This window comes from Zongyangia sp. (genome assembly GCF_965361945.1).
Genome location: NZ_CBDTOK010000082.1, coordinates 1 through 15,639, shown reverse-complemented (window position 1 = coordinate 15,639; position 15,639 = coordinate 1). Strand labels below are relative to the sequence as shown.

13 protein-coding genes and 1 pseudogene are annotated in these 15,639 nt (G+C 51.1%); all 14 read left to right on the top strand.

Annotation, left to right across the window (positions count from 1 at the left end; translation table 11 throughout):
* Positions 1 to 233 (top strand): annotated as a pseudogene (locus tag ACZ25G_RS05250) (methionyl-tRNA formyltransferase); the annotation flags it as partial.
* Positions 234 to 321: 88 nt separating this feature from the next.
* On the top strand, positions 322 to 1,017 hold the full coding sequence (locus tag ACZ25G_RS05245; RefSeq protein WP_463681780.1) for a zinc metallopeptidase: 696 nt from the start codon (positions 322 to 324) through the stop codon (positions 1,015 to 1,017).
* A gap of 48 nt (positions 1,018 to 1,065) precedes the next feature.
* A complete protein-coding gene (gene rsmB / locus ACZ25G_RS05240; RefSeq protein ID WP_191510044.1) occupies positions 1,066 to 2,403 on the top strand; it encodes a 16S rRNA (cytosine(967)-C(5))-methyltransferase RsmB in 1,338 nt (445 codons plus the stop codon).
* A 22-nt stretch (positions 2,404 to 2,425) separates the two neighbouring features.
* Entirely contained in the window at positions 2,426 to 3,460 is a 1,035-nt protein-coding gene (gene rlmN, locus ACZ25G_RS05235) for a dual-specificity RNA methyltransferase RlmN (RefSeq protein WP_191483129.1), read from the top strand.
* A gap of 2 nt (positions 3,461 to 3,462) precedes the next feature.
* Complete coding sequence (locus ACZ25G_RS05230; RefSeq protein WP_191483121.1) at positions 3,463 to 4,194, top strand: Stp1/IreP family PP2C-type Ser/Thr phosphatase; 732 nt, start codon at positions 3,463 to 3,465, stop codon at positions 4,192 to 4,194.
* 21 nt (positions 4,195 to 4,215) lie between these two features.
* Complete coding sequence (gene pknB, locus ACZ25G_RS05225) at positions 4,216 to 6,180, top strand: Stk1 family PASTA domain-containing Ser/Thr kinase (RefSeq protein ID WP_191510043.1); 1,965 nt, start codon at positions 4,216 to 4,218, stop codon at positions 6,178 to 6,180.
* Between the two features lie 20 nt (positions 6,181 to 6,200).
* A complete protein-coding gene (gene rsgA / locus ACZ25G_RS05220; protein WP_224771640.1) occupies positions 6,201 to 7,094 on the top strand; it encodes a ribosome small subunit-dependent GTPase A in 894 nt (297 codons plus the stop codon).
* Positions 7,095 to 7,113: 19 nt separating this feature from the next.
* On the top strand, positions 7,114 to 7,749 hold the full coding sequence (locus ACZ25G_RS05215; RefSeq protein WP_191483124.1) for a thiamine diphosphokinase: 636 nt from the start codon (positions 7,114 to 7,116) through the stop codon (positions 7,747 to 7,749).
* Between the two features lie 270 nt (positions 7,750 to 8,019).
* Entirely contained in the window at positions 8,020 to 8,103 is an 84-nt protein-coding gene (spoVM, locus tag ACZ25G_RS05210; RefSeq protein ID WP_224771641.1) for a stage V sporulation protein SpoVM, read from the top strand.
* Between the two features lie 171 nt (positions 8,104 to 8,274).
* Positions 8,275 to 9,804 (top strand): DUF3794 domain-containing protein, encoded by a 1,530-nt coding sequence (locus tag ACZ25G_RS05205; RefSeq protein ID WP_463681779.1) that lies wholly within the window; start codon positions 8,275 to 8,277, stop codon positions 9,802 to 9,804.
* Between the two features lie 36 nt (positions 9,805 to 9,840).
* Positions 9,841 to 11,319, top strand: a complete 1,479-nt coding sequence (gene spoIVA / locus ACZ25G_RS05200) for a stage IV sporulation protein A (protein WP_463681778.1) — start codon at positions 9,841 to 9,843, stop codon at positions 11,317 to 11,319.
* Between the two features lie 204 nt (positions 11,320 to 11,523).
* Positions 11,524 to 11,940 (top strand): GtrA family protein, encoded by a 417-nt coding sequence (locus ACZ25G_RS05195; protein ID WP_463681777.1) that lies wholly within the window; start codon positions 11,524 to 11,526, stop codon positions 11,938 to 11,940.
* A 15-nt stretch (positions 11,941 to 11,955) separates the two neighbouring features.
* Positions 11,956 to 12,921, top strand: a complete 966-nt coding sequence (locus ACZ25G_RS05190; RefSeq protein WP_191510038.1) for a glycosyltransferase family 2 protein — start codon at positions 11,956 to 11,958, stop codon at positions 12,919 to 12,921.
* A 21-nt stretch (positions 12,922 to 12,942) separates the two neighbouring features.
* Positions 12,943 to 15,639: YfhO family protein (locus ACZ25G_RS05185; RefSeq protein ID WP_463681776.1), on the top strand; the 2,697-nt coding region annotated here is incomplete at its 3' end.

Here is a 15,639-nt window from a genome sequence, read left to right as displayed (position 1 = left end):
CTGTGGCCTTCACAACGCTTCGGGGCAAGGTGCTCAAGTTCTATGCCGCCAAGGAAATCCCGGGGTATACCGTGCGGCCGGGAGAAGTGTTGGATGAAAAGCGCTTTATCGTCGGCTGTGGAGACGGGGCCGTGGAATTTCTGGAAATCGCCTTGGAAGGAAAGAAAAGAATGGCGTCAGCGGATTTCCTCCGGGGATATCACCTCAAAAAAGGCGAGAAACTGGGAGAATAATTTTTGCATTTTTTTCACCCTTATTCACATACTATCCAAAACTGGGGCGTACAATGCCATACAGCAGTACTGTGTGAGGAGGTAGGGCATGTTCTTTTATCCCTATGATTACTATTATTTGATTCTGGTGGTGCCGGCTCTGCTTATTTCCCTGTGGGCGCAGTTGAAGGTGAAATCCACCTTCAACCGGTATGAGCAGGTGTATGCCCGGCAGGGGATTACGGCGGCCCAGGCGGCCCGCCGGATTCTGGATCAGAATGGGCTGTATGGGGTGCGGATTGAAATGACGGGAGGAAAGCTTACCGATCACTATGATCCCCGGACCAATGTGATCCGGTTGTCCCAGAGTGTGTACAATTCCCCTTCGGTGGCGGCGCTGGGAGTGGCGGCCCATGAAGCAGGCCATGCGGTTCAGTATGGGGTGAATTACTTCCCCATCAAAATACGCAATGGTCTGGTCCCGGTAACTAACATTTGCTCTTCTCTTTCAATTCCTCTCGTTATTATTGGGTTTATTATGAGCGCCCGGCCTCTGGTCATCGCCGGTATCCTTCTTTTTGCGGCGGTGGCGGTCTTTCAGATTGTCACCCTTCCGGTGGAGTTTAATGCAAGCCGCCGGGCCATTGCCGTATTGGGAGAAAGCGGCATGTTAGATGAAGGGGAGCTTCAGGGGGCCAAACGGGTGCTTAGCGCCGCGGCCATGACCTATGTGGCAGCATTGCTGGTCTCTTTGGCGCAGCTGTTGCGTCTGGTGCTCTTGGCAAACCGAAGAAACAGAGATTAGAAGACAATATACAGGCATTTGAAAGAACGACAGGAGGGCGGGGACTGGATGGATAAAGCAAGGATGGCTGCGGCAAAGGCTCTCATCAAAGTAGAACAAAAAGGCGGCTATTCCAACCTTTCCCTAGACAGTTTACTTTCCCAAAGCGGGCTTCCCCGCCGGGACAGGGCCTTTGCGGCGGCCCTTTTTTACGGCGTTTTGGAGCGGTTGCTGACACTGGACGGGGTGATCGGTGCCTACTCCAAAACGCCGCTGGAGAAATTGACGGTCCAGGTGCGGGTAGCGTTGCAGATGGGGCTGTATCAAATGCTCTATATGGACAGCGTTCCGGACAGCGCCGCCGTCAACGAAAGTGTCAATCTTATCAAGGCCTTGGGCCTGTCCAAAGCCTCCGGTTTTGTCAACGGGGTGTTGCGGAGCGTGCTGCGGGCTGAAAAGAAGCTGCCTCTCCCCGACGAGGAGAGCGACCTGCCGGGACATCTGTCCCTGCGCTATTCCTGTCCCCGATGGCTGGTAGAGCGGTGGCTGAAAAGCTACGGCCCCTCCCGGTGCAGGGGGATTTTGGAAGCTTCTCTGGGCCGCCCGCCTCTCTATATCCGGGTCAATACAGTTAAGACGGACATGCCTTCCCTCATTTCCCGTTTGGAAGCGGAGGGGGTGCAGGCACAACCGGTGCCGGGCGTTGAAAATGCCCTTGCCCTTGCGGGAACGGGAGAGATGGGGAGCCTATCCGCTTTTCAGGAGGGGCTTTTCCATGTCCAGGATCTGGCCTCCCAGCTGTGCGCCAGGGCCATGGCCCCTGCGCCGGGAGAGTGGGTTTATGACCTGTGCTCTGCCCCGGGAGGAAAGGCCTTTACCATGGCCCAGCTGATGGAAAACAGAGGGGAACTGTTGGCCTTTGATATTCACAAGCATAAGATCAACCTCATTGCGGAGGGGGCCCAGCGGCTGGGCCTTGACTGCATAAAATCCGCGTTAGGCGATGCCTCCCGGTTCCGTGAAGATCTTCCCGCAGCTGACCGGGTGCTGTGCGACGTGCCCTGCTCGGGGCTAGGCATTATCCGGAGAAAACCGGAGATCAAGTACAAGGAGGAGCAGTCCCTCTTGGGGCTGCCGTCTATCCAGTATAAAATCTTAGAAAACGCCGCAAAATACGTAAAGGTGGGAGGCAGACTGCTCTACTCCACCTGTACGTTGTGCCGGGAGGAAAACGAAAAGAATACAGAGCGTTTTTTGCAGGAGCATCCGGAATTTGGCCCATGTGCCCTGCCTGCGTGTTTTGACCGGCTTTTCCCTCCAAGGGAATCGGCCCACCAGGTAACCATCTTTCCGGAGGATATGGGTTCTGACGGATTCTTTATCGCTGTATTTACAAAGCTGAGGTGATTTCATCGTGGAAAATGGACAAATGGATATCAAATCCCTGTCTCTGGAGGAGATGGAACCTCTGCTGATGGAATTGGGGTTAAAAAAGTTCCAGGTAAAGGAAGTATTTTCCTGGTTACACCAAAAACAGGTCGAATCTTTTGATGAAATGACCAATATTTCTAAGGCGGGAAGGGAAGCCCTTGACAAGAAGTTTTACATAAATTTCTTAAAAATCACAAAAAAGCTTGTATCTTCCCTAGATGGTACGATAAAATATCTTTATGAGCTCCGGGACGGACAGATGGTAGAAAGCGTTCTTATGCATTATCAGCACGGCAACAGCCTGTGCATTTCTACCCAGGCAGGCTGCCGGATGGGATGCAAATTCTGCGCGTCTACCCTGGCGGGACTGGCCAGGAATCTGACCCCTTCGGAGATGCTCGATGAAATCTATACCGCCCAGAGGGATTCGGGGGAAAAGGTGAACAGCGTGGTGCTCATGGGGATTGGCGAGCCGCTGGACAATTATGACAATGTCCTCCGTTTTCTGCGGATTCTCTCCAGCAAGGAGGGAATGAATATGAGCCTGCGGCATGTATCCCTTTCCACCTGTGGGATTGTACCCATGATTGACCGGCTGGCAGAGGAAAATCTGCAGCTGACCCTTTCTATTTCCCTTCACGCGCCCAACAACGCCATCCGGGATCAGATGATGCCGGTCAATAAAAGATGGAATATGGATGAGCTCCTCACAGCTTGCGACCGTTATTTTGAAAAAACAGGACGGCGTATTTCCTATGAATATGCCCTAGTGGGCGGTGTCAATGACAGTGTGGATGCAGCCAGGGAATTGGGCCGGCGGATGCATGGGAAGAACTGCCATGTCAACTTAATCCCCGTCAACGAGGTCAAGGAGCGGGGCTTTAAGAAAGGTTCAAAAGAAAGTATTCGAAAATTTGCCAATATTTTGGAGGGCTATGGTGTGACAACCACGGTCCGACGGGAACTTGGTTCCGATATCAATGCTGCCTGTGGCCAGCTGCGGCGGCAACAGGCATTAGAGGGGGAATCGTAGTTTTGTATAGGATAATCAGCGAAACCGATGCCGGGCTGATCCGGGATAATAACCAGGACTGCCTACAGGCTGGGACCATCGGGGAACATACCCTGTGGGCTGTGGTCTGTGACGGCATGGGTGGAGCCAGCGGCGGCAAGATTGCCAGTGAGACTGCGGTACAGATTATATCTAAAAATATTGTCAGCCATTACAAAGAGGAGATGGGGCTAAATTCCATCCGTTCTGTGCTGTTTACCGCGGTTAGCGCTGCCAACGCAATGATCTATGACATGGCGCAAAACGACGAGGATCTCAAGGGAATGGGAACCACCGTAGTAGCGATGATTATCAGCGGGGATACGGCGTGTATTGCCCATGCTGGGGATTCCCGGGCCTATAAAGTAGGTAGGGAAACATTGGAACAGATCACCAAGGACCATTCCATTGTTCAGTTTTTGGTGGAGCAGGGAGAAATCACCCAAGAAGAGGCGAGAAGCCATCCCAACAAAAACTTCATCACCCGAGCGGTGGGAGTGCAAAGTGATATTGAGATCGACTACAATGAGATTACCCTTGCAGATGATGACAAAATACTGATTTGTACCGACGGGCTCACCAACTGCGTCACCGATGAGGAAATTCACGCGACCTTGATGAGTGAAGATGCCCAGTTGAGCGCCCGGCGTTTAGTGGAAAAGGCAAACCAACATGGCGGACAGGACAATATCTCCGTTGTCGTCATCACACAGTAAGGGCAGGAGGATTTTGCTTTGATGGATAGAAACGATAAGTACATCGGCAAAAAACTGGATGGACGCTATGAGATCCAGGAACTCATCGGCGTCGGCGGCATGGCCAATGTCTATAAAGCCCATGACAGGGCTGCCAACCGGACAGTAGCGGTAAAGATCCTGCGGGACGAATATCTGTCCAACGAGGAATTGCTTCGCCGTTTTAAGAATGAGTCCAAGGCCATTGCGGTGCTCAGCCATCCCAATATTGTCAAGGTCTATGACGTGATCTTTGCCGACAAAGTTTATGCGATCGTTATGGAGTACATCGATGGCATCACCCTGAAAGAATATATTGAGCAGCAGCATGTGCTCAAATGGAAGGAAGCGGTCCACTTCACGGTGCAGATTCTCCGCGCCCTTCAGCATGCCCATGATAAAGGCATTGTTCACCGGGATATTAAACCCCAGAACATTATGCTGTTAGAAGATGGCACCATCAAGATGATGGACTTCGGCATCGCCCGTTTTGCCCGGAGCGAGACCAAAACCATCACCGACCGGGCCATTGGTTCGGTTCACTATATCAGCCCGGAGCAGGCTTGCGGTGAGGTCACCGATGAAAAGACGGACATTTATTCCGTAGGCGTTATGCTCTTTGAGATGCTGACAGGAGAACTGCCTTTTGATGCAGACCGCCCGGTGACGGTGGCCATTCAGCAGATTCAGGCCCAGCCTAAGCGCCCGCGGCAGATTAATCCCAATATCCCTGAGGGATTGGAGGAGATTACCGTCCGGGCCATGCAGAAGGACCGCAGCCGACGTTATCAGAGCGCAGCGGAGATGCTCCGGGACATTGATGAATTTAAGAAAAATCCCTCCATTCAGTTTGAGTATAAATATATGCAGCAGCAGCCGGAGTACCAAAAGGCCATTGCCAGCGCCCGTAAGCAGAAAACGGAGGATGCGGTGAAAAAGAAATCACCGGCCATTCCTATTATGGGCGGCATCACCCTAGCGTTTGTGGTCATTGCCATCCTGTTTGTGGCGGGTATGATCTGGATTGCTAATCCCTTTGCCAGCGTAGAAGAAGTAGTACTGCCGAATTTTGTAGGGCTGACCTATGATATGATTGTCAATGATGAGCTCTATGAAGATTTTGATATTGTAGTGGAGATTGAGGAGCCTAATGATACCTATGATAAGGGCATCATCTTCGAACAGAACCCAAAGGCGGGAAGAACCGTCCGGGTGGGTTCGGAGGTCAAGGTAAAGGTCTCCAGCGGCAAGACGGTCATCACCATTCCTACATTGGCCAACGTAGAGTCGACCCTGGCTTCCGGACAGCTGACGGATATGGGACTGGAGGTCAGCCAGAAGACAGAGTACAATGACAGCGTGGCAGAGGGGAATGTCATCCGAACCGATCCGGTGGAAGGATCGGAAGTGGATGCAGGGACATCTGTTATCCTGTATGTAAGCTTGGGCCCGGAGGAAAAGCTCATTGACATGCCCAATGTCACGGGCATCCAGCTGGAAACTGCCCGTACCCTTTTACAGCAAAGCGGCTTAAAGGTCAACAAGGTCAATACCGATCCCAGCAGCGATCGGCCTGCGGGAACTGTCATCCAGCAGGATCCTGCGGCAGGTACACAGATTGCGTCGGGCAGCGCCGTCACATTGACCATTTCCGGCTCTAGTGAAAGTGAATCGACGCAAACCCAGGAGGGGAATGAGGCAAGGGTTTTTGTGCCATTGCCCATGAGCTATCAATACGAGACCAATTTGACGGCAACCCTCAATGACGAGATTGTCTATGATGAGACGGTGATCCCCAGTGAGGATCAGTCGTGGCAGGGCTACTTTGTGGGCACCGGTGTTGGAGATGTGAAAATTTATCTCAACGGGAAGCTCTATATGGAGTGGTCGGTCAACTTCGACGAAAACTCGGCCGAAACCATTGTGGACAATTCTTCCGGATTCGATCCCACACCTTCCATCGGTTAGTAGTAACAAGAAAGATGAACATGAAGAATATTCAAGGACTGATTGTCAAAGCATTGGGTGGTTTTTACTATGTAAAAACCACCCAAGCCTTGTTTGAATGCAGGGCAAGAGGAAAGTTTAGAAAAATTGAACAGACCCCCCTAGTAGGGGATGAGGTAGAAATTTCTCCCACAGAGGAGGGGAAAGGGTATGTAACTCGGATCCTGCCTCGGAGAAATTTCCTGGTTCGTCCGCCATTAGCCAATATCGACAGGTTGATACTTGTAACCTCCATTGATGAACCGGCACCCAATACCCTGGTACTGGATAAGCTGATTGCGATTGCTGAGCACAAGGAGATTGATCCAGCGGTGGTGATATCCAAAGCGGATTTACAGAAGGATCAGGCTGTGGCTTTTGCGGATATTTACCGCGGTTGCGGCTTTGATGTGTTTGTGGTTTCCAATGAGACAGGGGAGGGAGTGGACCAGGTCCGAGCATATCTGCAAGGGAAGCTTAGTGCTTTTTGCGGTAACTCTGGTGTGGGAAAATCCAGCCTGCTCAACCGCATTGATGAGCGGCTGCAGTTGGAAACCGCCCATATCAGCCAAAAACTGGGCCGTGGCCGGCATACCACCCGCCATGTGGAGCTTTATGAACTTCCTGAAGGCGGCTACATTGCGGATACGCCGGGATTTTCCTCGGTGGATTTAGAACGGTGCGAGGTTATCCTCAAAGATCAGCTCCAATACTGCTTCCGAGAGTTTGAGGAGTATATTCCCCAGTGTAAATTTACCGGTTGTTCCCACACCTGTGAAAAAGGATGCGCAGTCATCCGCGCTGTAGAGGAAGGAAAGATCCCCATTTCCCGTCATGAAAATTACCGGGCACTTTATGAGGATGCAAAAAATATCAAGGAGTGGGAGCTGAAATGATCCAAGGAGGGAAATGCTGATGAAACGCTGTGTCATTCTGTCAGCCGCCCCTGTGATGAATACCCGCGGCCTGCGGCAGCTGGTGGAGGAAGGGGATTATATTATCTGCGCCGATGGAGGAGTCAAATTGGCCCAGAGGCTGGGGATTACTCCTAACCTTATTTTGGGGGATTTTGACTCTTTGGATCAGGTGCCCGATATCGCGCCGGTTTTCACCTATGAGAGGGAAAAAGACGACACTGATACCATGCTTGCGATTAAGCAGGGCATTGCGGAAGGCTGTGACTACTTTTTATTGCTGGGCGGCCTGGGCGGCGCGCTGGATCACACCTATGCCAACATACAGGCGCTGTGTTATCTATGCCGCCATGGCTGTCAGGGCTACCTGATGAATGCGGATAACATTGCCACCATTGTGGAAAACACCACAGTGGAGGTGGAAAGGAAAGAAGGCTTCAAACTTTCCTTGTTTTCTTATTCGGATACCTGCGAGGGCGTGACCCTCCGGGGAGTTAAATACCCTCTGACCGATGCGGTTTTGACCCAGGGTTTCCCTCTGGGCGCCCGCAATGAAATTTTAGAGGCAAAGGCCCGGATTACGGTCAAAAATGGCGCTCTGCTCATCATTTTAGCAAGAGATTCGAACACAATCTAATCCGCCGGCGTATAATGGAGCAGAACCGGTTGCTTGACGGGTTTTATACAAACTCTAAGGGGTGGTGGGTCGATTGTCCGCAAGACGTCGGAGGGACCGCAGGGCACTGACGTGCTTGACCATAGCCTTTGGAGCGGGAATCATCATCGCGCTTTGCTTTTCCTTTAAGTTTATTGCCGTGGTATCTCTGATCTGCCTTTTGATTGTGGGGATCGGGTCGCTGCGGTGTTAGCAAGGGGCGGATATGACGGTCTTGATGGAGGTTTTGGTATGAAAATCGTAGTGATCAAAAGCCCTAAGTTTATCGCGGGAATCCTGAGGATGATCTTTAAAATTAAAAAGGAACCAGCCTAAAGAAAAAGGAACGCGAAGGCGTTCCTTTTTTACATAAGGGAGAGAAGAGGATGCGAGAAAGCATCCTCTTTTTCTGTGCTGATTTGGACGAACACGGTGCATATTCGGGACAGGGGGGGAATATAGATGTGGTAGGTTACAAAAGACTAGTAAGAAGGAGAGAGCTTCCTTATGGATTTGAAGGTTACAAAGCAGGCGGTTACCATAAATGAAGTGGTTTTAGAGACAACGCTGGAACAATCTCTGGAATGCGACATCGTGTTGGCAGACTACTATCCGGATATTCTGCGCATCCTCAAATGCGAAATCTGCCCTAAAATCATCCAAACCAGTGTGAACGGGGACCGGCTGGTCATCGATGGCTTTGTCAATGTAATGGTGTATTATCTATCTGACAACTCCCAAATTCGGTGCTGTGAGCACAAAATTACCCTGAATAAATCCTGTGACCTCAAGACATCGGCAGAAAATCCGGTAATTATCGTGCGCCCGCGGGTGGATTATGCCAACTGCCGGGCAGTAAACCAGCGCCGTCTGGATGTGCGGGGGGCCATCTCCCTCTTTGTTAAGGTAACAGCACCGAGAGAAGAGCAGTTTATGGAAAATGCAGAGGGTGGGGGTGTTCAGCTGCGCCGGCGGACTTTTGACGCCACCGATCTGGTGGGCTGTGTCAGCCGCCAGTTTTCCATTCAGGAGGAACTGGAACTGAGCCCAGGAAAACCTCCTATCTCTTCTATCATACGCTGCGAACTCTGTGCCAATACCACCGACTGCAAGGTGATCACCGGCAAAATCGTGGCCAAAGGGGAGCTGATGATCCACACCCTGTATGCGGCGGAGGAGGATCCCAGGCCCCAGGTTATGGAGAACACCATCCCTATCAGCCAGATCCTGGATATGCCCGGTGTGGATGAGGATTGCCAATGTGACGTGCGGTTTGAGCCTATCTCCTGGGATATGCAGCCCCAACCGGATATTGATGGGGAAACTCGGGTCATCGATGGCGATATAACCCTCTGCGCAACAGCCAAGGCATATCGGAAAAATACAGTGGCGGCTATCTGCGACGCTTACTCTACCACCCACGAGATAAAGCCTTCCTTGAGCCCTATCACTATGATGCAGCTTTCCGGGGTTATCAGCGAAAAGAGTATGGTCAAAGCAACGCTGGACCTGGATGAAGAGCTCAGCGTTATTGTTGATCTCTGGAGTCGGCTGGAGATTATCTCATGCAAACCCGGAGAAGGTTGTGTAGTGGTATCCGCCCGGCTTTCTGTCAGCCTTTTTGCCATGAATGCCCAGAATGAACCGGTCTATTTGGAGCGTTCCTCCGACATCAGCGAAAATATCAGCCAGCAAAATGTACCAGAAAGCCCGGTGTGTGAGCTGGATGCCTCGGTGCTTTCCAATGCCTTCACCCTCAGTTCCCGGAAGCTGGAAGTGCGCTGTGACGTAAAATTTATGGGTTGCGTCTATGACATGATGAAGCAGCAGCTTCTCACCGACATTGAGGTGGCGGGAGAAAAAGAGAAAAACGGCGACGACAGCGCATTGACCATCTACTACGCAGATGAATCGGAGGATATATGGGATATTGCCAAACGCTTTAATACTTCTGTCCAGGCGGTCATGGAGGAAAACGGCTTGGAGGATGAAAGGGTGAGAAGACGAGGCATGATCCTGATTCCGATTTTAGATTAACAACATACACTGAAGATCAAAGGGGGAACTGGAGGCATGGAAAGCCGTAACATATATACAGACATTGCCCGGCGCACCGATGGCAACATCTACGTTGGTGTCGTAGGCCCGGTACGCAGCGGAAAATCGACCTTCATCAAACGCTTTATGGAAACGTTGGTCATCCCGAATATCGACAGCGATTTCCGGCGGGAGCGGGCGGTAGATGAGCTGCCTCAGTCCGCTGCAGGGAAGACCATTATGACCACCGAACCCAAATTTATTCCGGAGGAAGCTGTTTCTATCAGCCTGGACGGAAGCAGTGAGCTCAGTGTTCGGCTGATTGACTGCGTGGGCTTCATTGTCCCCAGTTCCCTGGGATACATAGAAAACGAAATGCCCCGGATGGTCAAAACCCCCTGGTTTGAGCAGGAAATTCCCTTTAACATGGCGGCGGAGATCGGCACCCAGAAGGTCATCAGCGATCACTCTACCATCGGGCTTGTGGTGACCACCGACGGCAGCATCTCCGATATACCAAGAGCCGAGTATGAAGAAGCAGAGGAAAGGGTTATCAAGGAGCTCAAAGAAATCGACAAACCTTTTATTATCCTCTTAAACTGCATGTACCCCAATACGCCCCAAGCCAGACAGCTGCGGGATCAGATGGAGGAAAAATACTGTGTGCCAGTGGTGGCGGTCAACTGTCTGGATATTGAGGAAAGTGATATCAAAGACATCCTCTCCACCATTTTGCAGGAATTTCCTGTCAAGGAAATCTCGGTGGAGATTCCCAAATGGCTGGTTACACTTCCGAAGGATCACTGGCTGAAATCCGCAACCTATGGGGCCATCCAGGGCTGCGCGGCGGGAATTACCCATATGAGCGCGGTCAAGACCGCTTTTGCTTCCGTCAGCGAATGTGAGTACATCACCGGCGCGGATGTGACCTCCCTGGATTACGGCGTAGGCAGGGCCCGCCTGCGGATTCATCTACAGGCCTCTCTGTTCTATCAGGTGCTGGGAGAGGCCACCGGTTTGCAGATCGACGGTGAAGCGGGGCTCATGCCCTGCATGATTGAGCTGGCCCGGGTGAAGAAAGAATATGACAAGATCAAAGGCGCCCTGGAAGAGGTGGAAGCCACCGGATACGGCATTGTTATGCCGTCATTGGAGGAGCTTTCCCTGGAAGAGCCGGAAATTGTCAAACAGGGGGGCCGGTATGGCGTCCGCCTCAAGGCATCGGCGCCTTCTATCCATATGATGAAGGCGGATATTACCACCGAGGTCAATCCTATTGTGGGCAGTGAAAGACAGTCGGAAGAGCTGGTTAGATATCTGCTTCAGGAATTTGAGGAAAACCCCAAAAAGATCTGGGAGTCCAATATTTTTGGGAAATCTCTCCATGAGCTGGTCAATGAGGGGCTTCACAACAAACTCTACCGTATGCCGGGAGAAGCTCGCATCCGCTTACAGGAAACCATCGAGCGGATTATTAACGAGGGCTGCTCGGGGCTGATCTGCATTATTCTATAGCCTTCAGAACCGAGGAAAGGTCAGGGACACAGGTCCCTGACCTTTCCTGTGTTTTAACAGGTTTTGCCTTGACATCCCCCTGGGCCATGTTAAAATGAAAAGAGTATTCTCCCGGTTTCTGATTTTTTCAGGGGCTGGGATAAATGAAACGTGATTTTGACACTCTTATGGTGTGGACAAGCTGAGGAACAGGGGACATAGGAAATGATAGATAAGATCAAAGGACTTCTCATCCAATACAAAGAGATCGTCCTGTATGTATTTTTCGGCGGGTTGACCACGCTGGTGAACTTTGTCGTATATTTGGGACTGAAAAATCTATTTGGAGTGCCTATGGTGGCCTCCAACATCATTGCATGGGCGGTATCTGTCCTCTTCGCCTATGTGACCAATAAGATCTATGTTTTTGAAAGCAGAGATACATCTCCCCGTGCCATCTTTCGGGAGCTTTTCTCCTTTGTGGCTGCCCGGATTTTTTCCGGTGTGGTGGACACGGGAATGCTGGTGATTCTGGTGGACTACTGCCACATGAACGATCTGGTGGTCAAGATTATGGCCCAGGTGGTGGTCATAGTCCTCAACTATGTGTTTTCCAAACTGTGGATTTTCAAGAAGAAGTAGAGGAGGAAGTTTGTAGTGCCACTATTATCCATTGTGGTTCCAGCTTATAATGAGCAGGAGAATATAGCGGCCGCCGCCGCAGAAGTCAAAAAACATATGCAGCAGGCCTCCATCCCCTACGAGATGATCTTTGTAGATGACGGCTCCTCCGATGGTACCTGGCAATCCATTGCAGAGCAAGCCGAACAAAATTCACAAATTCGTGGATTGCGGTTTTCCCGCAATTTCGGCAAGGAGGGGGCCATCTTCGCCGGCCTGAAGGAGGCAAGGGGCGATTGCATGGTGGTCATGGACTGTGACCTGCAGCATCCGCCGGAAACCATTGTGGAGATGTACCGCATCTGGGAGCATAATGATGTGGATGTGGTGGAAGCGAGAAAATCTTCCCGGGGAAAAGAGAATATCTTTTACAAAGGTTTTTCCAAGCTGTTTTACGGACTGCTTAAGGCCGTGGGCAAGATCGATTTGGAAAACTGTTCTGATTTTAAGCTGATGGGCCGGCCGGTGGTGGATTCCCTCAATGCCATGCCGGAGCGGCAAACCTTTTTCAGAGCGCTTTCCAGCTGGGTGGGTTATAAGACCACCGTTGTCTATTTCCAGGTGCCGCCTCGGCATGCCGGTACCTCCAAATGGTCGGTGGGACAGTTATTCCGCTATGCGATCCGCTCTATTTCCGCTTTTTCCACAGCGCCGATGCAGGCGGTGACCATCTGTGGCTTTGTATTTTTCGTCTTTGCCGTCGTTTTAGGACTGCAAACGCTGATCAGCAAGCTGCTGGGACATTCGGAGGCAGGTTTTCCTACCGTCATCCTGTTATTGCTCATCATCGGCAGCATCATTATGTTTAGCTTGGGGGTTATCGGTTACTATATCGCCCGCATCTATGATGAGGTCAAGTTCCGCCCAAGATATATCGTCAGTGAGACCACGGATGATAAGACGAGATCTTCAGAAGACATCCAACCACCCCATCATTCTTAAAAACGTCAGGAGGCGCTACCCGTGCACCATCGTCGAATAAAAAATCCTTTGCAGGATAAGGGCCATTTGGTGGCCGCGTTTTTTATCCCTATTCTCGTTATGTGGACAGTCTATGCGCTGTTTTCTGTCTTTCCCTTTGGGGAAAATTCTCTCTTGGTACTGGATTTAAACGGCCAGTACGTTTATTACTTTGAGCGGATGCGGGACGCCATTTTAGGCGGCGATGGCCTGCTTTATTCCTGGACCCGGGCCCTGGGCGGAGAGATGCTGGGGCTGTATGCCTACTATCTGGCAAGCCCGTTTAGCTTTTTAACCCTGCTCTTTCCCGATACCATGATTACCGAGGCCATCCTGGCCATGACCCTGCTCAAGATCGGTTCTTGCGGATTGACCATGGCCATTTATCTCAATTATCAAAAGCGATCTTCCAGAATATCCACCCTGATTTTTTCCTTCATGTACGCTACCATGGCCTATGTGGTGGCGGAGGCCAATAACATCATGTGGCTGGATGGTCTCATTGCCCTGCCGTTGATTATTTGGGGTATTGAACGCTTGGTAGACAAACGGAAGTTTGCTCTGTTTATCATCCCCTTGGCCCTTTGCTTCCTGGCCAACTACTATATCGGCTACATGGTGGGAATTTTCTGTTTCCTCTATTTCCTTTACTACTACTTCAGCCGGGAGGAAGTGGGCACTTTCCGCCGATTCCTCCGAAAATTTGGCTGGTTCATGCTTTGCGCTGCCATCGCGGTAGCCATTGCGGCTATTATTCTGCTGCCCACCATGTATTCCCTGCGCCTGGGCAAGCTGGGATTTTCTACACCTGACTTTAGCCCGGTTTCTCAATTTGACTTTTTCCAGTTTTTCTCCAAGCTCCTTCCCTCTTCCTACGATACCCTGCGGCCGGAAGGATTGCCCATGATCTACTGCGGTGTGCTCACCCTGGTGCTTCTGCCGCTGTATTTCCTCAACAAGAATATTTCCCTGCGCAGAAAGTTTCTTTCCGCGGGGATTTTGGGGATCATGTTTATCTCCATGAATGTGCGTACCATCGATCTTATGTGGCACGGTTTTGCGGTGCCTAACTGGCTGAATTACCGCTACGCTTTCATGTTCTGTTTCCTGCTGCTCATCTTTGCCAGAGAGGCCTTTGAGCGGATCAAAGAGGTACCCTTTGCCTCTATTATCAAGTGCTATGCAGGACTGCTTTTCCTCATCGCACTGACCGATCACTTTGCCTTTGAATATATTTCTCCAGAAGGCTCTATCTGGCTGGCCGTAATCACCGCTACCATCTATGTGGGGATGCTTTTGCTTCAGCACAAGGATAAGGCAGAGGCTGTGGTTCCCGCAGTACTTGTCTTTACTGTGTTTTTGGAGATGGGCGCCTCTGCCTGGAATACCATCCAGGCCCAGGACGAGGACATCGTCTACTCTACCCGGACTTCCTACCGGGAGTTTATGGACCCCACCCAGCCGGTGGTGGATGAGATGTATGAGCGGGATGGCAGTTTCTATCGGAGCGAGAAGAATTTTACCCGCATGGTCAACGACAATATGACCTTAGGCGTTTATGGACTGTCCCATTCCAGTTCTTCCCTCAACGAAAAAGCCATTAACATGATGCTCAAGCTGGGAATGAGTGCCAGAGGACACTGGACCAAGTACCTAGGCGCCACCGAAATTGTAGATTCTGTTTTCGGTATCAAGTATGTCCTAGACAAGGGGACGATGGACAAGCCCTATCAATTGGCCTTTGAGGAAAACGGCATTGGCGTTTATGAAAACCCCAATGTGCTGCCCATTGTGTTCCCAGCGGCTTCGGAGGTCAAAGAGGTGGCTATCGACAACGATAACCCCTTTGAACTGCAAAATCAGCTGCTCAGCGCTATGCTGGGCACCGAATATCAGGAGTTTTTCCGGCCGGCAACAATTATAAATACCGACCTTGTCAACCTCAAGGAGGAACAAGCGGAAGACCATATCAAATATTCGCCGGTCACCGAAGGGGTGACCGCCCAGGTGGACTATACCATCCAGAACAATATTGATGGCCCGGTTTACTGCTATTTTCCCTCCAATTATGAGCGGAAGGTCAACCTCTGGGTCAACGATGGCTGGCTGGATACCTTCTTTGACAATGAGACCTATCACATCATGAATATGGGAGATTTTTCCGCAGGGGAAACTCTCGAGCTGACCATGACCCTGACCGAAAGCGAAGTCTACATCAAGGACGCCTATTTCTATACCTTTGACCGGGAGCTGTTTGAGGAGGCCATTGCGCAGCTTAAAGAAAACGAGGTAAATCTTGAAAAGGTCAACGAAACCAAATTGACCGCCACTGTGAACGCCCCGGAGGATATGGTGCTGTATACCTCTATTCCCTATGAGGATGGCTGGACCATCAAGATTGATGGCGAAAAGGTAGAGACCTATCGGGTTATGGACGCTCTGCTGGCCTGCGATCTGCCGGCGGGTGAGCATGAAATTACCCTGACCTTCCTTCCGGCCGAGGTGGTAGTCGGAAGCATTATCTCTGGAGTGGGAATCGCGGCGCTAGTGTTACTGCTGATCTGGGAAAAGAGACATCCGGAGGTCCAGAAGCCGGAGACGCCGAAGAATGACGGAGATGTTCCTACATCTTCACCTATGCGCAAGCTTTTGCAGGATGCGCTGCAGGAAGAAAACACCTCCCAGGAATCGATTCCCCAG